Below are 15,812 nucleotides of genomic sequence, written 5' to 3'. Positions count from 1 at the left end.
CGCCCCCCGTCACATGCCGGACGCCGGCTCCGGCCGGACGGCCCCGCACGTCGATTGCTCAGCGTGTCCCGTCGCTGAGCCTCAGCACGCGGGTGGCCGCGCTGCGCGTCGCCTCGACGCGCAGCGCGTTCGGGCGTTCGCTGGCCTCGATGAAGGCGCGTGCCTCGTCCTCGGTGCGACCTCCCGTCACATGCCGTACGAGCAGCCGCTCCTCGCGCACCGCCCGTTCGGTCTCCAGGAACCACAACTCGTCCAGCAGATCCCGCACCTCGTGCCAGCCGGGGCCGTCGTCGGCGAGGTAGTTCCCCTCGGTCACCACCAGCCGGGCATCGGCCGGCACCGCGATCCCCGCCGCCACCGGCTCGTCCAGCGCCCGGTCGAAGTCCGGCGCGTAGACCGTGCGGCCCTGCGCCGCGCGCAGCCGACGCAGCAGATGGACGTAGCCGTCCACGTCGAAGGTCTCCGGCGCGCCCTTGCGGCCGCGCAGCCCCAGCCGGTCCAGCTGGACGTTGGAGAGGTGGAAGCCGTCCATCGGGACGTGCACGGCCGTGTCCGCCCCGAGCCGCGCGTTCACCCCGTCCACCAGCGACCTGGCCAGGGTCGACTTGCCCGCGGCGGGGGCTCCGGCAACGCCCAGCAGCACACGCCTTCCTGGCATGCTGGGCACCAAGGCGACGGCGTCATCCACGTACATGCCCGCCACCTTAAGGAGCAGTCGTGAACGAGACCAAGAATCCCCCGCTCACCCCCGAGCTCTACGCCTACGTACTGGACCACAACCCGCCCCTGGACGCCGTCCAGCGCGAGCTGGTCGAGATCACCCACCAGCGCTTCGGCGGCGCGGCCGGCATGCAGTCCGCCCAGGAGCAGGGCCCCCTGCTGGCCTTCCTGGTCCGCCTGCTCGGCGCCCGCAACGTCGTGGAGGTCGGCACCTTCACCGGCTTCTCCGCCCTCTCCATGGCGCAGGCCCTGCCCGCCGGAGGACGCCTGCTCGCCTGCGACATCTCCGAGGAGTGGACCGCCGTCGCCCGCGAGGCATGGGCCAAGGCGGAGGTGGAGGACCGCATCGACCTGCGCATCGCACCCGCCCTCGACACGCTCCGGGCACTGCCCCAGGAACCCGCCATCGACCTTGTCTACCTGGACGCCGACAAGGAGAACTACGTCGCCTACTGGGAGGAACTCGTCCCCCGCATGCGGCCGGGCGGCGTCCTCGCGGCCGACAACACCCTGTACCACGGCCGCGTGGCCGACCCCGCGGCGGGCGGCGCCGCCGCGGCCATCCGCGAGTTCAACGACCACGTCGCGGCCGACCTGCGCGTCGAGGCGCTGCTTCTGACGGTCGCCGACGGGCTGACGCTGGCGCGCAAGCGCTGACGCTGGGCGCTGGGCCCTGTCCTCTGGCTAACCTGTGCTCATGCCCCGATACGAATACCGCTGCCGGTCCTGCGGCACCACCTTCGAGCTGAACCGGCCGATGGCCGAGTCCTCCTCACCGGCGGAGTGCCCTGACGGGCACGACGACACGGTCAAGCTGCTTTCGGCTGTCGCCGTCGGGGGGACGGCGTCGGCTGCGGCCGCGCCGTCCGCGGGAGGCGGTTGCTGCGGCGGCGGTTGCTGCGCCTGACCGCCGTCCGGGTCCAGGTTTTTTCCCCGCCCTCCCTCCCGTGTGCCCGGCGCGGTAAGTGCGGGCCCCGCGCTGCGTGCGTTGTGGGGGTCGGCGCCGCTCCGGAGTCCTCCCCCAACCTTCGGCCGGGGGGACCCCCACGGCGCTCGCGGTCTACGCCAACATGCTGCGCACCGCGGTCTCCGCTCGTCCCCTGCGGGCGGACCCCGGCGCACCCCCTCCCGGGGTCGTTGGGGCGACTGACGGCCGGTGGGGTGTCTGTTGGCGGTGACGGCTGCGCACTTGCCGGCGCTGCGCCTACGGGTGCCCGAGCACGGTGCCGCTTCAGACCACCACCGGGGATCAGGCGCTTGCAACTACGGAGGGGGCGGGGTCGTAGGGGTGGCGTTCTGGACACTGGAGCATATTTGGGTGCACAACCCGGGGCGCGCAGCCGAGAGTTCCTGAGGCACCTAAATGTGCTGTCCAGAATGGCAGCCCCGGAGGCCCCGAACCCGGCCCCCCAACAACTGGCGTCGGGGCGCCCTGACTTCACAGGGCACACGGGCGGGAGGGAGGGGAAAGAACCTGGGGCACGAGGCCGGAGGCCTCAGGGACGGCCCGCCGCGCGGTCCTCGCGGATCGCCGCGACGACCCGCGCCGCCGCATCCCGCACCGCGGCCATCTCCTGGAGGAAGTGCCACCAGTCGGGGTGCCGCCCCTCCAGCCCGGCGACCGCCCGATCCACGCGGGCCACCGCGTCGTCGAGGGGGCGGGCGTGCCGCGGTTCCGGCGTCGTGCGCCCCTGCATGGCGAGGCGCTGGGCGTCGCGGAGGGCGAACCGGGTGCGTTCGATCTCGCCCTGCGGGTCCTTGCTGACCTCGTTGAGCCGCCGCAGGCGGTCCCCGGCGGCGGAGACGGCCGCGTCGGCGTCGTCGAGCTGCGCCCGGACGGTTGCCAGCAGGGCCGTCGCGTCCGGCCAGCGCTGCTCCTCGCGGGCCTTGGTGGCCTCGGAGAGTTTCTGTTCGGCGTGGCCGACCGCCTCGGCGGCCCGCTGCGGGACCTGCTGGAGGTCCTCCCAGCAGGCCATGGAGAACCGCCGCCGCAGCTCGCTGAGGACCGGTGTGACGCCCTCGGTGCGGGTGGCCAGCGCCTGCGTACGGGTGCGCAGCGACACCAGGCGCTTGTCGATCTCGCGGGCCCGCTCGGGGAGCCGTTCGGCCTCGGCGCGGATGCCCTCCGCCGTGCGGAGGACCTCGTCGGCGCGGCGGATGGTCTCCTGGACGCCGTGCCGGCCCGCGCCCTGGTTGAGCTTGGTCAGTTCCGGGCCGAGCGCGGCCAGCCGGGCGGCCAGGTCGTCCGCGCGCAGCCCGGAGGCGCGTACCGCGTCCAGCGCGTTGGAGGCGCCCAGCAGGGCCTGCCGGGCGCGCTCGACCGCCGGGGCGAGGCGGGCGAGCTGGGTCTCGGCCTTCTCCAGCAGCGGCGTGAGGTTCCGGGCGAAGGTGTCGAGGTCCGTTCTGGCCCGGGTCAGCTCGTCCTTGGCCCGGGTCAGCTCGGTGCGGGCGCGGGCCGCCGTCGAGGCGTCCAGTTCGTCGTGGTCCAGGTCGTAGGCGTCGACGGCGGCGATGTAGCCGGCGCTGACCTCGTCGATGCGCTCGCCCAGTGCCCGGAAGTCCGCCACGGCCCGGCGGGCGGCCGGGGTGTCGTCCACGGCGGTGACCGTCTCTATGGAGATCACGAGGTCGCGCTGGGCCGTGTCGAGCTCGTAGAAGGCCTGGGCGGCGGCGTCCTTCGCGGCCTGGGCGTCGGCGCGCAGATTGTCCCCGCGCCGCCACCACGAGCGTGCCGTCGTCACAGTCGCCCTCTCCCGCAAGTCCGCCGCCGGTGGTTGTCCGCTCCAGTCTCCCACCCGGCAGGGACGAATACACGGGCCGGTCGGTTGCGTCAGCCGGCGGGCGCCTCGACGACGTTCACCGATCCGTCGGAGGTGCGGACGGTGACCGTGCGGGGGCTGCTGTCGTCGCGCGGTACGGCGACGCGGACGTGTCCGTCGCCGGAGCGCGCGCTGACCCGGTAGGCCTGCTTGGGCAGGGACACCCGCACCGCGCCGTCGCCGCTGGTGGCCTCGACGCTGTCGGGGGCCTGCTCGAACGCCAGGGTCAGCGAGCCGTCCGAGGTGTGCGCGGTGACCCGGCGGGAGGCCAGGCCGGTCGCCTCGATGCGGCCGTCACCGGTGGACAGCTCCAGGGGACCGGTCACGTCCCGGACCCGGACCGAGCCGTCCTTGGTGGTGAGGGTGAGCGGGGTGCTGAAGCCGCTGGCCTCGACGCGGCCGTCGCCGTTGGTCACGGTCACGGTCACGCCGCGCGGCACCAGCACTTCGTGCCGGGCGGAGCAGTTGTCCATGAAGCCGTGGCAGTCGACCCGGAACTTCAGGGTGTGGCCGTCCAGCGACCAGGTGGCCTTCGGGGTGTCGCCGAGCACGGACCAGCCGTCGAACCAGCGGGTGACCTTGATGGTCTTGACGTCCGCGGGCCTGACCACGACCGCGCTGTCCGCGGCGTCGATGGTCAGCCGGCTGCCGGAGAGCGCGAAGTCGTGCTGTTCCGGGCGGGTGTCGTCGGAGGCGTCCGCACAGGCGGAGGCCGTCATGGCGAGTGCCACCGCACCGGCGGCGGCGGTCAGGGTCCTGAGGGTGCCGTTGCGTTTCGTCATGTCAAGGACGGTACGGAGAGCGCGGCGGAGCCGGAATCAGGCCGCCCACCGGTTGCGGGGTGGGGCAAACCCCCCGCGGGAGCGGGGGTCAACGGCCGCGCTCGCGGCGGACGGTGGGCCGCGTGGGGCCGCCGTCCGCCGCGAGCACGCGCACCGCCGCCTACTCCCCGCGGCGGGCGATCTCGACGTTCTCCAGGACGCCGAGGGCGTCGGGCACGAGGACGGCCGCCGAGTAGTAGGCGCTGACGAGGTAGGAGATGATCGCCTTCTCGTCGATGCCCATGAAGCGGACGGACAGACCCGGCTCGTACTCGTCCGGGAGTCCCGTCTGGTGCAGGCCGATCACGCCCTGGTTGTCCTCGCCGGTGCGCAGCACCAGGATCGAGGTGGTGTTCTCCTTCGTGACGGGGATCTTGTTGCAGGGCAGGATCGGCAGACCGCGCCAGGAGGGCACGTGGTTGCCGTGCAGGTCGACGGTGTGCGGCACGAGGCCGCGGCTGTTGAACTCCCGGCCGATGGCGGCGATGGCCCTCGGGTGCGCCAGCAGGTACTGGGCCCCGCGGCGGCGGCTGATCAGCTCGTCCAGGTCGTCGGGGGTGGGCGGTCCGGAGTGGGTCGTGATGCGCTGCCGGTAGTCGGCGTTGTTCAGGAGCCCGAACTCCTGGTTGTTGATGAGTTCGTGCTCCTGGCGCTCGCGCAGCGCCTCGATGGTGAGCTTCAGCTGCTGCTCGACCTGGTTGTAGGGCTGGTTGTACAGGTCGGCGACGCGGCTGTGCACCCGCAGCACGGTCTGGGCGACGCTCAACTCGTACTCGCGCGGGGAGAGTTCGTAGTCCACGAACGTGCCGGGCAGTTCGTGCTCGCCGATGTGGCCGGAGGCGAGGGCGATGGCCTTCTCGCCGTACTTGTTCTGTGCCTGCTGGGTGCCGCTGACGAAGCCGGCGACGTGCTCGCGCAGTCCGTCGGACTGCTGCATCAGGGCCTGGAAGGCCTGGCGCGGCAGGGCGAGGGCGGTCACGGTGGTGGCGGCCTTGGCGGTCCAGTCCCAGGTGGCGTCGGCCGCGGCCAGCCCCTCGGAGCCGAAGTGGTCGCCGTCGGCGATGGTGCCGACCACGCCCTGGCCGTCCCACTTGGTGGGCGCCAGCTTGTTGATCTTTCCGTGTGCGACCAGGAAGACGTGGTCGGCCGGCTGCCCGGCGGAGACGATCACCTCTCCGGGCGCGAACTCCCGTTGCTCGAACTGGCCGGCGAGCGCCGCGAGGACGGCGCTGTCGTCGAATCCGCGCAGCAGGGGCAGTTCGCCGAGCTCCGCCGGGATCACCCGCACCTCGGAGCCGGTCTGGACGAAGTCGACACGCCCGTCACCGACCGAGTAGCTCAGCCGGCGGTTGACCCGGTACGCGCCGCCCGCCGCCTGGACCCACGGCAGTACCTTCAGCAGCCAGCGCGAGGTGATTCCCTGCATCTGCGGCGTGGATTTGGTGGTCGTCGCCAAATTCCGCGCCGCGGCGGTGCTCAGACTCTGCTGGGACTGTCCGTTCCCTGTCGCCGACTCCGACGCGACACCCGGCTCAACCGTCATGAATGGTCCTTCCCTTGCGCCCTCGTGGCCCACGCAGTCACATGCGTGGCTTATGCAAACAATTCACCGCGAAACGACGTGTGTGGTGGGAGCCCCCCTGCCCTCGGCCGCTGTCCTCACCGAAGCTACCCAGGGGACGGAGCCGCCTGCACTCACTCGAATGGATGAGAATCCGGAATGGGTGACTTGGGTAGATCTGTGGACTTCCGCCACTGCGCGGCTCCTTGGGTGCCGGATCGCCGCCGCGGGCGGGGCGGTGCCGGGCGATGCCGCATCGGCTGAGGTCACGGCCGCGCGGCGGGCGCGCGGAACGGGCCGATCGCAGGGCGACCTCGGTGACTCCCCAGTAATTCGCGTGCTATTCCCACAGCCCGCCATCGATGATGAGGAAAACGTCACGCGCCCCCGAGGGGATCCTCGACGCCTCTCTGGCGTACGCTGTACGGCTGAGGGCGGGTCGCAGAAGAACCGCTTCTGCGCGAGACCGCCACACACCCCGGAGGGCGCCGCGCACCAGAGGGAGAGAGGAGAACGCGGTGCTGACCGGAGCGGGCTCGCTGTTCGACTCACCGTGGATCTACGCGCTGGTCGCCGCGTCCATCGTGCTCGACGTCTTCGTGCCTGTGATGCCCAGCGGCGTGCTGCTCATCTCGGCCGCCACCGCCGGCACCGCTGTCGGAGGCGCCAACGGCATCCTCGACATCGTCGTCCTGCTGCTGTGCGCCGCCACCGCCTCCACCCTCGGCGACCTGGCCGCCTACCGGCTGGCCTGGCGCGGCGGCGACTGGCTCGACCACCGGGTCGCCAACTCCCGCCGGCTGTCCAGCGCCCAGGAGGTCCTCGGCGCCGTCCTGGCCCGCGGCGGCGGCGCGCTCGTCGTCCTGGCCCGCTTCGCACCGGCCGGCCGCTCCGTGGTCAGCCTCACCGCCGGAGCCTCGCACCGCAGGGTCCGGGAGTTCCTTCCCTGGTCCGCGCTGGCGAGCCTGGTCTGGGCCGCGTACAGCGTCGGCCTCGGCTACGCGGGCGGCCAGTGGCTCGGCGCCGGCTGGCTCGGCACCGCCACCTCCGCCGTCGCCCTCATCGGCTCCGGCTCCATCGCCGCGTACGTCTTCCAGCGCGAGCGCCGCACCCACACCGTCGTGCCCGTCACCCTGCCCGCGCAGGCCACGGCCGGCCCCGACCGGGCGGCGGTCGCGGAGGCCCGCTGAGGCCCCGTCCGCCGATGGCGGCCCCCTGGCACCCGTGCAAACATCATTACGGGCATCGCCGGTGCCGGGGGCGGCAGCAGCACGGACGCACGGACGGAGGCCCCCGATGCGCTTCGGGCCCCTCAACGGCCTCGTGGCCGTGATCCTCGGCGCCATCGCCTTCGCCCTCCAGGGGGACACGCCCCGCGTCGGCAGCTCCGGCTTCACGGTCCGCCTCTTCTACACCCGGCACGACACCGCCCAGGGCGTCGGCCTGTACCTGCTCCTGGTCGCCGGGATCTTCCTCGTGTTCTTCGCCGGGAGCCTGCGCCGCGCCCTCGCCACGACCGACCGGTCCGGCTGGCTGCCCGACATCGCCCTCGCCGGCGGCGCGCTCGGCGCCCTCGGCTTCTGGATCAGCGCCGGGCTCACCCTCTGCCTCATCGAGGCCGCCGGCGAGCAGATGGTCGGCGGCGGCGCGCTCCAGGCCCTCAACGTGCTCAGCGGCGACCTGTTCATGCCGTTCCTCGGCGGGGTGGGCGTGATGCTGCTCGCGGCCGGACTCAGCACGGCCCGCTCCTCCGGCCCGCTGCCGCACTGGCTGGGGTGGATCGCTTTCGTCCTGGGCGTGCTGATGTTCATCCCGTTCGCCGGCTTCATCGGCCTGTGCCTGGCCGGCCTGTGGATCATCGCCGTGAGCGTCTGGCTCGCCGGCCCGCCCCTGCGGCGCGGGGCGCGGGCCGAGCCTTAGCGGATCCTGCGGTAGACCGTGCCGTCCGCGGAGCGTTCCAGCCAGCCGTCGTCGACCAGGTACCGGCGTAGGGCCGCGCAGTCGTCGTGCACCGTGCGCAGGGCCTCGTTGACCTCGGTCTCGGCATAGCCGCGGCCGGGCCGGAAGAGCGTCTCGGCCAGGTGCCGCAGCACCTGCTCGCGGCGGGCCGTGCGGCGGGGGATCACGGTCAGCCGGCCGCCGCGGAACAGGGCGGACACGGCGTGCGCACCGGTCTCGGACACGGCAGCCTCCTTCGTACGGACGATTCGCCGACCACTGCGCAGCCTGACACGCCCGCCCCGGATCCGGCACCTGAATTCCGGCTGGCACGATGAGGGCATGAGCATCGTGAAGATCAACGCCCTCACCGTTCCGGCGGAGCAGCGCGAGGTCCTGGAGAAGCGCTTCGCCGCGCGCGCCGGCGCCGTGGAGAACTCCGACGGCTTCGAGTGGTTCGAGCTCCTGCGCCCCCTGGAGGGCACCGACCAGTACCTGGTCTACACGCGCTGGCGCAGTGAGGAGGACTTCGCGAACTGGATGTCCGGCTCCATGCGCGAGGCCCACCAGGGCGGCGGAGAGGGCCGCCCGCAGCCCGCGGCGACCGGCTCGACGCTGTGGTCCTTCGAGGTCGTCCAGCAGGCCGCCCCCAAGCAGTCCTGAGGGGCCGGTACCGTCGCCGTGCCCATGACCGCCCGGGCCCGGCGGCGGATCACGGAGCCGGGTCGGTGCCGTACGGGTGGGTCAGAAGGGGGAGCCAGGCATGAGGGTGTTGCAGAAGGCGGAAGAGCGGTCGCGGGGATTCCTGGAAGCGGGGGAGTCCGTCCGGCAGGTCTTCGTGGCCCAGGGCGGGATCAATCCGTGGGCGCCGATGTGGATGTTCGCCGGCGCGGTCGTGCTGGGGATCGTGGCGCGCCGCCTGGCCGGCGAGGCGCCGTGGCTCGGGCTGCCGTGGCTGCTGATCGCGCTGGTGGTGGCGCTCCTGGCGACGACGCGGCGCGTCGTGCTGGTGACCGACCGGGCGGTGGTGACGCTCGCCATGGGTCGGTGGGGGACGGTGCGGCCGAACCGCGTGGTGGCTCGCCTGCCCCTCGGGACCCGCATCGGCCCGCTCAGCGGCACGTACGCGAAGGTGGAGCTCGGCGGCGAACGCCTGTGGATCCACAAGAAGTTCCACGGCAGCGCGGCGGCCTCCGCAGCCGCGCCGCCCAGCCGGTGAGGGCGCCCTCGCCCAGGCCCCTGCTCTACCTGGACGTGGACGGGCCGCTCAACCCGTACGCGGCCGAGGGAGGCCGCCCGGACGGGTACACCACGCTGCGGGTGCCGCCGGTGGGCCTGGCGACGGGACCGCTGCGCGTGTGGCTCGACCCGGCCCACGGACCGGCGCTGCTCGCGCTCGGCTACGAGCTGTGGTGGGCGACCACCTGGATGGCCGAGGCGAACACCTGGATCGGCCCGGTCCTCGGGCTGCCGCCGCTGCCGTACGTCGACTTCACCGACGTGCTGTTCGGTCACGGTCCGGACCTCGTCCACTGGAAGACCCGGACGCTGGTGGCGCACGCCGCCGGACGCCCGTTCGCCTGGGTGGACGACGAGCAGAGCGCCGCGGACACCGACTACGTCGCCGCCCACCACGCAGGTGCCGCGCTGCTGCACCACGTCGACCCGCGGGCCGGCCTGCGCGAGCGGGACTTCGTCGCCCTCGCCGCCTTCGCCGAGGGCCGGTGACGGCGCCCCGTCACGCGGCCCGGCGGGGATCGTGCCCCGGGCGGTCCTGGTCCTGGCCGCACAGCTCGCCGGTCAGCCGGGTGAGCAGGGCCGCCAGGTCGTCGTGGCGTTCGGGGTTCCAGTCGCCGAGCAGGTCGGCGAGGAGCTTGCGGCGCGCCTCGGTCAGCAGCGCGGCGACCTCCTGGCCGCGTTCGGTGAGCGCCAGCGCGCTCCCCTCGCGTACGGCCAGTCCCTGCTCCTCGACCTCGTGGGCCGCGCGGTCGAGGGCCTCCGCCGGGACGGTCGTCCGGCCGGCCAGGTCCGCGGGGTCGGCGCTGCGGGCCCGGGCCAGGTAGAGCAGCAGCCAGCTGGAGGCCGGGTGCAGGTCGAGCCCGGCCAGCCGGGTGATGCGGATGTACAGGTCGCGGGCGGCCTGGCGGCCGCCGAGGACGCTCAGGCAGCGGGCGATCTCGTCGAGCGAGGAGCGGCTGACGGGATTGGTGCCGATGGTCTCGCTGGCGTCGGGCACGGTGACCGACCGCCGCAGCGGCTCCTCCTTGAGGAACCAGGCCAGCACGAAGGCGACCGCGCACACCGGCACCGCCCACAGGAAGATCCCGGTGATGGAGGTGGAGTACGCGTGCAGTACCGGCCCGCGCAGGTCCGCCGGGAGCGCGCCGACCCCGCGCGGATCGGCCTGCACGACCGCGGGATCGAAGCCGGGCGGCAGTGTGCGGCCGGAGAGCGCGGCGGTGATCTCGCGGGCCAGGCTGGTGGTGAAGATCGTGCCGAAGATGGAGACGCCGAACGAGGCGCCGATGGAGCGGAAGAAGGTCGCCCCCGAGGTGGCGGTGCCCAGGTCCTGGTAGCCGACGGCGTTCTGCACGGCGAGGATCAGCACCTGCATGACCAGGCCCAGCCCGAGGCCGAACACCAGCAGGAAGGTGCTGAGCACCCAGACCTCGGTGTGCTCGTCCAGCCGGTGCAGCAGGAACAGGCCCACGATGGTGACGGCGGTCCCGGTGATCGGGAAGACCTTGTAGTGCCCGGTGCGCGAGACGATCTGGCCGGAGCCCGTGGACGCCACCAGCATGCCGACCACCATCGGGATCATGTGCACGCCGGACCAGGTCGGCGAGTAGCCGTGGACGACCTGGAGGAACGTCGGCAGGAAGGTCAGCGCGCCGAACATCGCGAAGCCGACGACGAAGGAGATCACCGAGCAGAGCCAGAAGGTGCGGATCCGGAACAGCCGCGGCGGCAGCACCGCTTCCTCCGCCCGCCGCTCGATCAGCACGAACACCGCGACGAGCAGCACGCCCAGCACCGCGAGCCCGATGATCCGCCAGGAGTCCCAGGCCCAGGTGCTGCCGCCGAGCGAGGTCACGAGCACCAGGCAGGTCGCCGCGGCCGCCACCACCGCCATGCCCCAGTAGTCGATGCGGTGCGAGGTGCGGTGGACCGGGATGTGCAGCACGGTGGCGATCACGGCGAGCGCGACCAGCCCGATCGGCAGATTGACGTAGAAGACCCAGCGCCAGCTCAGGGTGTCCACGAACAGCCCGCCGAGCAGTGGGCCCAGCACGCTGCTGGCGCCGAACACCGCACCGAAGACGCCCTGGTAGCGCCCCCGTTCGCGGGGCGGGACGATGTCGCCGACGATCGCCATCGACAACGCGATCAGGCCGCCGCCGCCCAGGCCCTGCAAGGCGCGGAAGGTGATCAGCTCGCCCATGCTGTGGGACAGTCCGCACAGCGCGGAGCCGATCAGGAAGATCACGATGACGGCCTGGAAGAGCTTCTTCCGGCCGTACATGTCGCCCAGCTTGCCCCACAGCGGGGTCGCCGCGGTCGACGCCAGCAGGTAGGCGGTCACCACCCAGGACAGATGGTCCAGGCCGCCGAGGTCGCTGACGATGGTCGGCAGCGCGGTGGACACGATCGTCTGGTCCAGGGCGGCCAGCAGCAGGCCGAGGGCGAGCGCGCCGATGGCCAGGCGCACGGCCCGCCGGTCGCCGATCTCGACGGGACCGGCCGCGGCCGGTCCATCGGGGGCCGCGGCGCCCTCGGCGTCGCCGGTGTCGTCCATGCCGTCGATGTCGTCCTGCGCCATGTCGCTCCGCTCGGGCACCTGATGCGTGCCGGTTACCGCGTAGCCGTCACTTCTTCACAAAGATTCACACCCATTGCACATCATTCGCGCACTTTGTACGACCGGCGGAGCCCGAGGCGGCTGCGCGACCGGGTCGCCGTGTCTGCATAATCACTGCGACTGTCAGGACGTCGGGAGGGGGCGCCGGTGGCGTCGCAGGGGCCGGGTTCTCCGGAGGACGAGTACGAGTACGAATCGCTGCGCGTGCGGCCGTACGTTCCGGGGCCGGACCCCGGCGAGAACGGCGGCGACCCCGGCCCGCTGCCCGAAGCGCTGCGCGAAGCCGCCGAGGAGGAAACCGACTTCATCGACCTCGGCACGGTCTCGTCCTCCGACCGGCTGCCCGTGCCGCTGTCGACGGCCTCGCGCGAACTCGAGCCGTACCTGCCCGCCGCGGCCGGCCGGGCCGGACACCGCCGCGCCGCCAGGTCGCGCCGGGCGGCGGTGATCGCGTGCGCCGCGGCCGGCGCGGTCGTCCTCGCCGTCGGCGCCGTCGTCCTCACCGCACAACTGAACCAGGGCCCGGAGCGCACCGAGGCCGTGCCGGACCGGGGCGCCTCCGAGCCCGCGCTCGAACTGCCGCCCAGCGCCCGGCCGACCCCCGCGGCGAGCGCGTCCGCGTCCGCCACCCCGAGCGAGACCCCGTCCGCCCTGGCCGCCACGAAGGGGCTGAGCTCGGCCGAGAAGTACCAGCCCAGTGCCACGGCGACGCCCTCCCGGCCGTCGGCCCCGGCCTCCGCCACCGCCTCCGTGTCCGCCCCGGCCACCGGCACGCAGTCCGCGCCGCCCACCAGCACGCCCCCCTCCGCGCCCGCCACGCTCCGCCCCGGCGACACCGGGCCCGCGGTCGTCGACCTCCAGAACCGCCTGCGCCAGGCCGGCCTCTACTACCGCGACGCCGACGGCGAGTACGACCAGGGCGTGAGCCACGCGGTCTCCCGCTTCCAGTTCTTCCACCACGTCCAGGGCGACCCGGAGGGCGTCTACGGCCCCAACACCCGCAAGGCCCTGGAGGAGGCGACCCGCTAGCCCGGCATGCGCCCCGGCGCGTACCCCGCCGCGCGGGACTGGCAGGATCTCTCCCGTGGCGATCGACGACTTCGGACCGCTGGGCTTCCAGCTCGTACTGCTGCGCCGGATGGCCGACCACCGGCCCGAACTGGTCGAGGAGGCACTGCGCACGCTCGGCGTGAGCCGCACCGACATGCGGGAGGCCAACCGCCGCTGGCAGGCCTGGGGCCACGCCAGCGGGTTCCCGCGCGGGGAGCGGCGCTACCGCGCCGTACTCGGCCCGCCCGAGTCGGTCGCCCAGCGCCGCGTCGGCGACCTGCTCTGCCCCGCGTCCCTGTGGCCCGTGCCGCTGTGGCCGACCCTGCGCTTCGAGGTGCTGTGCGCGCCCGGCGGCAGCGCGGTGTGGAACGAATGGCTGGTGCGCGCCCCCGGTGAGACGGGCCCCCGGCCCGCCACGGCGGCCGAGATCGAACCGTGGTCCTGCACGGTCGACGAACTGGCCCACGCGTTCGCGCCGGCGACGCCTCTCGAGGGCGACGCGCCGACGAGGTGGCGGCTGGCCTTTACCGACCCCGGGGAGGGGGGTGCGTGCGTGGCGCACTTCACGTACGGCCTGGTGCAGTACGTGGACCGGGTCTAGGTTTTTCCCCCACCCTCCCTCCCGAGTACCCGGCACGGTAAGTGCGGGCCCCGCTGCGTGCGTTGTGGAGGTCGGTGCCGCGCCGGGGTACCTCCTCGGCGCTCGCGGTTTGCCCCTGCAATTCGTGTACCGCGGTCGCCGCTCGTCGCCTGCGGGGGCACCCCGCCACACCCCCTCCCGGGTCGGCTGGGGCGACTGACGGCCGATGGGGTGTCTGTGGGCGGTGACGGCGGAGCAGGTCGTTGGCGTGGCGCCTACGGGTGCCCGAGCACGGTGCCGTTTCACACCACCTACCGGGGATCAGGCGCGATACGAGACCTGAGGGGGCGGGGTTGGAGGGGTGGCGTTCTGGACACTGGAGCATATTTGGGTGCGTGACCCGGGGCGCGCAGCCGAGAGTTCCTGAGGCACCTAAATGTGCTGTCCAGAATGGCAGCCCCGGAGGCCCCGAACCCGGCCCCCCAACAACTGGCGTCGGGGCGCCCTGACTTCACAGGGCACACGGGCGGGAGGGCGGGGAAAGCCCAGGGGGAAATCCCCCGCAGCCCGGAGGGGGCCTGGCAGGACCCCGTTGCCCGGCCCCACGGGCCGCCCGCGGTGGTTGCCTGGAGAGCGCGGCCGGGACGCGAAGGACGCCCCCCGCGCATCCTGGAAAGGCACCCCCCATGACAGAGGCACCCCGCATCACCACGCCCTTCGACGGCCGTTCGACCGCCGCCGAGGTCCTCGCCGGCACCGACCTGACCGGCCGCAGGGCGGTCGTCACGGGCGCGGCCTCCGGCATCGGCGTCGAGACCGCCCGGGCGCTGGCCGGGGCCGGCGCGGAGGTGACGCTGGCGGTCCGCGACACCGCGGCGGGCGAGCGGGCGGCGGAGGACATCCGCGCGTCGGCCGCCGGCGCCCGCGTGCGTGTCGTACGGCTGGACCTGGCCGACCTCGCGTCCGTGGCGGAGTTCACCTCCGCCTGGCAGGGGCCGCTGCATCTGCTGGTCAACAACGCGGGCGTGATGATGACGCCGGAGACCCGGACGCCCTCCGGCTGGGAGTTGCAGTTCGCGACCAACCACTACGGCCACTTCGCGCTGACGACCGGCCTCCACCCGGCGCTCGCGGCGGCCGGCGGCGCCCGCGTGGTGGCGTTGAGCTCGGTGGGGCACCTGCGTTCCGGTGTGGACTTCGAGGACCCGCACTTCCTGCGGCAGGCGTACGACCCGTCTGTGGCGTACGCCCGCTCCAAGACGGCCAATGTGCTCTTCGCGGTCGAGGCGCAGCGCCGCTGGGCGGACGACGGCGTCACTGTCAACGCCGTGCACCCCGGCGCGATCCTGGAGACGGGGCTGAGCCGCCACATGAGCAAGGAGGCCCTGGACAACGCGGTCGCCAACGGGGGTTATACCTTCAAGAGCCGCGAACAGGGCGCGGCCACGTCCGTGCTCGTCGCTACCTGGCCGGCGCTGGACGGAGTGGGCGGCCGCTACTTCGAGGACGCCAACGAGGCGCTGCCGTACCGGCCCGGTGTGTCGGGTGGGGTCGCGGCGCACGCGCTGGACCCGGAGGCGGCCGTGCGGCTGTGGGAGATGTCGGTGGACGCGGTTTCGCCGGCCCGTACCTGAGGCCCCCTGGCGCGATGCCCTCACGGTTTTGTATCGTGTAGGAACAAAGTGGTTCCGCCCGTTTCCCCTGACCGGCGGGCGGGCCACTTGTCCTGTTCTTCCGAGGGAGCCTTTCATGTCGCCGTCCACCGCTGTCCCCGCCCGCGCGCTGCTGCTGGACATGGACGGGACCCTGGTGAACTCCGACGCGGTCGTCGAGCGCACGTGGCGCCGCTGGGCGGCGGAGCACGGGCTGGAGGGCGACGCCGTGATGCGCGTGGTCCACGGCCGCCAGGGCTACGCGACGATGGCCGTGCTGCTCCCGGAGCGCCCCATGGCCGAGAACCTCGCCGACAACAAGCGTCTGCTGGCCGAGGAGACCGCCGACGTCGAGGGCGTCGTGCCGATCGCCGGCGCCCCGGGCTTCATGGCCGCGCTGCGGGACCTCCCGCACGCCCTGGTCACCTCGGCGGACGACGCCCTGGCCCGCGCCCGCATGGGGGCCGCCGGGCTGCGGCTGCCCGACGTCATGATCACCGCCGAGCGCGTCAGCGCCAGCAAGCCGGACCCCGAGGGCTTCCTCAAGGGCGCCGCGGAACTCGGGTTCGGCCCGGAGGACTGCGTGGTCTTCGAGGACTCCGAGGTCGGTATCGCCGCTGCCAAGGCCGCGGGCATGCGCGTGGTCGGCGTCGGCCCGCGTGCCGCCGTGCACGCGCCCACCGTGCACGTGGACTCCCTGGAGCAGGTCCGCGTCGAGACCGCCCCGGAGGGCGGCCTCGTCCTGCGCATCGGCTGACGTCCCGGGAGACGCGGCCGGAAAACCTGCGTGTGATCCGTGCGGCACGGTGACA

17 protein-coding genes are annotated in these 15,812 nt (G+C 73.2%); 11 read left to right on the top strand and 6 right to left on the bottom strand.

The window, feature by feature from the left end; all coding sequences use genetic code 11:
- Positions 1–58 precede the first annotated feature (58 nt).
- Positions 59–694 carry a nucleoside/nucleotide kinase family protein gene (locus ACIP64_RS06300; protein WP_401582485.1) on the bottom strand — a complete coding sequence of 212 codons (636 nt, stop codon included), beginning with the start codon at positions 692–694 and terminating at the stop codon, positions 59–61.
- A 23-nt stretch (positions 695–717) separates the two neighbouring features.
- Between ACIP64_RS06300 and ACIP64_RS06295 the strand changes: the two genes are divergently transcribed.
- Positions 718–1,377, top strand: a complete 660-nt coding sequence (locus ACIP64_RS06295; RefSeq protein ID WP_401582483.1) for an O-methyltransferase — start codon at positions 718–720, stop codon at positions 1,375–1,377.
- A 40-nt stretch (positions 1,378–1,417) separates the two neighbouring features.
- A complete protein-coding gene (locus tag ACIP64_RS06290) occupies positions 1,418–1,627 on the top strand; it encodes a zinc ribbon domain-containing protein (RefSeq protein WP_401582482.1) in 210 nt (69 codons plus the stop codon).
- Between the two features lie 589 nt (positions 1,628–2,216).
- On the opposite strand, the gene ACIP64_RS06285 is transcribed toward ACIP64_RS06290, so the two are convergent.
- The 3 genes from ACIP64_RS06285 to ACIP64_RS06275 form a co-directional block, all read right to left on the bottom strand.
- Positions 2,217–3,461 carry a hypothetical protein gene (locus ACIP64_RS06285; RefSeq protein WP_401582480.1) on the bottom strand — a complete coding sequence of 415 codons (1,245 nt, stop codon included), beginning with the start codon at positions 3,459–3,461 and terminating at the stop codon, positions 2,217–2,219.
- 89 nt (positions 3,462–3,550) lie between these two features.
- The gene (locus ACIP64_RS06280) at positions 3,551–4,321 is read right to left on the bottom strand and encodes a DUF4097 family beta strand repeat-containing protein (RefSeq protein WP_401582479.1); all 771 of its coding nucleotides are present in this window, start codon (positions 4,319–4,321) and stop codon (positions 3,551–3,553) included.
- A 160-nt stretch (positions 4,322–4,481) separates the two neighbouring features.
- Positions 4,482–5,903: a family 2B encapsulin nanocompartment shell protein gene (locus ACIP64_RS06275; RefSeq protein WP_401582477.1), complete on the bottom strand. Its 1,422-nt coding sequence runs from the start codon at positions 5,901–5,903 to the stop codon at positions 4,482–4,484.
- A 536-nt stretch (positions 5,904–6,439) separates the two neighbouring features.
- Between ACIP64_RS06275 and ACIP64_RS06270 the strand changes: the two genes are divergently transcribed.
- The gene (locus ACIP64_RS06270) at positions 6,440–7,111 is read left to right on the top strand and encodes a DedA family protein (protein ID WP_401582475.1); all 672 of its coding nucleotides are present in this window, start codon (positions 6,440–6,442) and stop codon (positions 7,109–7,111) included.
- Positions 7,112–7,217: 106 nt separating this feature from the next.
- Positions 7,218–7,841, top strand: a complete 624-nt coding sequence (locus ACIP64_RS06265) for a hypothetical protein (protein WP_401582473.1) — start codon at positions 7,218–7,220, stop codon at positions 7,839–7,841.
- Here ACIP64_RS06265 and ACIP64_RS06260 read toward each other — a convergent pair.
- Positions 7,838–8,104, bottom strand: a complete 267-nt coding sequence (locus tag ACIP64_RS06260; protein ID WP_401582472.1) for a DUF2087 domain-containing protein — start codon at positions 8,102–8,104, stop codon at positions 7,838–7,840. The genes ACIP64_RS06265 and ACIP64_RS06260 overlap by 4 nt on opposite strands.
- A gap of 97 nt (positions 8,105–8,201) precedes the next feature.
- On the opposite strand from ACIP64_RS06260, the gene ACIP64_RS06255 reads away from it, so the two are divergent.
- The 3 genes from ACIP64_RS06255 (at position 8,202) to ACIP64_RS06245 (ending at position 9,587) form a co-directional block, all read left to right on the top strand.
- Positions 8,202–8,522 carry an antibiotic biosynthesis monooxygenase gene (locus ACIP64_RS06255; protein WP_360906524.1) on the top strand — a complete coding sequence of 107 codons (321 nt, stop codon included), beginning with the start codon at positions 8,202–8,204 and terminating at the stop codon, positions 8,520–8,522.
- 100 nt (positions 8,523–8,622) lie between these two features.
- Positions 8,623–9,078, top strand: coding sequence for a hypothetical protein (locus ACIP64_RS06250; RefSeq protein WP_401582470.1), 456 nt, complete (start codon positions 8,623–8,625; stop codon positions 9,076–9,078).
- On the top strand, positions 9,075–9,587 hold the full coding sequence (locus ACIP64_RS06245) for a hypothetical protein (protein ID WP_401582469.1): 513 nt from the start codon (positions 9,075–9,077) through the stop codon (positions 9,585–9,587). The genes ACIP64_RS06250 and ACIP64_RS06245 overlap by 4 nt, the downstream gene beginning before the upstream one ends.
- A 10-nt stretch (positions 9,588–9,597) precedes the next feature.
- On the opposite strand, the gene ACIP64_RS06240 is transcribed toward ACIP64_RS06245, so the two are convergent.
- Complete coding sequence (locus tag ACIP64_RS06240) at positions 9,598–11,679, bottom strand: MFS transporter (protein ID WP_401582468.1); 2,082 nt, start codon at positions 11,677–11,679, stop codon at positions 9,598–9,600.
- Positions 11,680–11,865: 186 nt separating this feature from the next.
- On the opposite strand from ACIP64_RS06240, the gene ACIP64_RS06235 reads away from it, so the two are divergent.
- The 4 genes from ACIP64_RS06235 to ACIP64_RS06220 all read left to right on the top strand — a co-directional run bounded on the left by ACIP64_RS06235 (position 11,866) and on the right by ACIP64_RS06220 (position 15,757).
- The gene (locus ACIP64_RS06235; RefSeq protein WP_401582467.1) at positions 11,866–12,747 is read left to right on the top strand and encodes a peptidoglycan-binding protein; all 882 of its coding nucleotides are present in this window, start codon (positions 11,866–11,868) and stop codon (positions 12,745–12,747) included.
- 55 nt (positions 12,748–12,802) lie between these two features.
- The gene (locus ACIP64_RS06230) at positions 12,803–13,369 is read left to right on the top strand and encodes a hypothetical protein (protein ID WP_401582466.1); all 567 of its coding nucleotides are present in this window, start codon (positions 12,803–12,805) and stop codon (positions 13,367–13,369) included.
- Positions 13,370–14,034: 665 nt separating this feature from the next.
- Positions 14,035–14,982 carry an SDR family NAD(P)-dependent oxidoreductase gene (locus tag ACIP64_RS06225; RefSeq protein WP_401582464.1) on the top strand — a complete coding sequence of 316 codons (948 nt, stop codon included), beginning with the start codon at positions 14,035–14,037 and terminating at the stop codon, positions 14,980–14,982.
- A gap of 115 nt (positions 14,983–15,097) precedes the next feature.
- Positions 15,098–15,757, top strand: a complete 660-nt coding sequence (locus tag ACIP64_RS06220; RefSeq protein ID WP_401582463.1) for an HAD-IA family hydrolase — start codon at positions 15,098–15,100, stop codon at positions 15,755–15,757.
- Positions 15,758–15,812 lie beyond the last annotated feature (55 nt).

The organism is Streptomyces sp. NPDC088733, from assembly GCF_044751185.1.
Taxonomy (GTDB): domain Bacteria; phylum Actinomycetota; class Actinomycetes; order Streptomycetales; family Streptomycetaceae; genus Actinacidiphila.
This window is presented reverse-complemented; position numbering and strand designations above follow the sequence as displayed.

Bases quoted from the DNA above. Each gene is read 5' to 3' on its own strand.
- ACIP64_RS06265 (WP_401582473.1), top strand. From the start codon at position 7,218: ATGCGCTTCGGGCCCCTCAACGGCCTCGTGGCCGTGATCCTCGGCGCC.
- ACIP64_RS06250 (WP_401582470.1), top strand. From the start codon at position 8,623: ATGAGGGTGTTGCAGAAGGCGGAAGAGCGGTCGCGGGGATTCCTGGAA.
- ACIP64_RS06275 (WP_401582477.1), bottom strand. From the start codon at position 5,903: ATGACGGTTGAGCCGGGTGTCGCGTCGGAGTCGGCGACAGGGAACGGA.
- ACIP64_RS06300 (WP_401582485.1), bottom strand. From the start codon at position 694: ATGTACGTGGATGACGCCGTCGCCTTGGTGCCCAGCATGCCAGGAAGG.
- ACIP64_RS06225 (WP_401582464.1), top strand. From the start codon at position 14,035: ATGACAGAGGCACCCCGCATCACCACGCCCTTCGACGGCCGTTCGACC.
- ACIP64_RS06220 (WP_401582463.1), top strand. From the start codon at position 15,098: ATGTCGCCGTCCACCGCTGTCCCCGCCCGCGCGCTGCTGCTGGACATG.
- ACIP64_RS06290 (WP_401582482.1), top strand. From the start codon at position 1,418: ATGCCCCGATACGAATACCGCTGCCGGTCCTGCGGCACCACCTTCGAG.
- ACIP64_RS06255 (WP_360906524.1), top strand. From the start codon at position 8,202: ATGAGCATCGTGAAGATCAACGCCCTCACCGTTCCGGCGGAGCAGCGC.
- ACIP64_RS06280 (WP_401582479.1), bottom strand. From the start codon at position 4,321: ATGACGAAACGCAACGGCACCCTCAGGACCCTGACCGCCGCCGCCGGT.
- ACIP64_RS06240 (WP_401582468.1), bottom strand. From the start codon at position 11,679: ATGGCGCAGGACGACATCGACGGCATGGACGACACCGGCGACGCCGAG.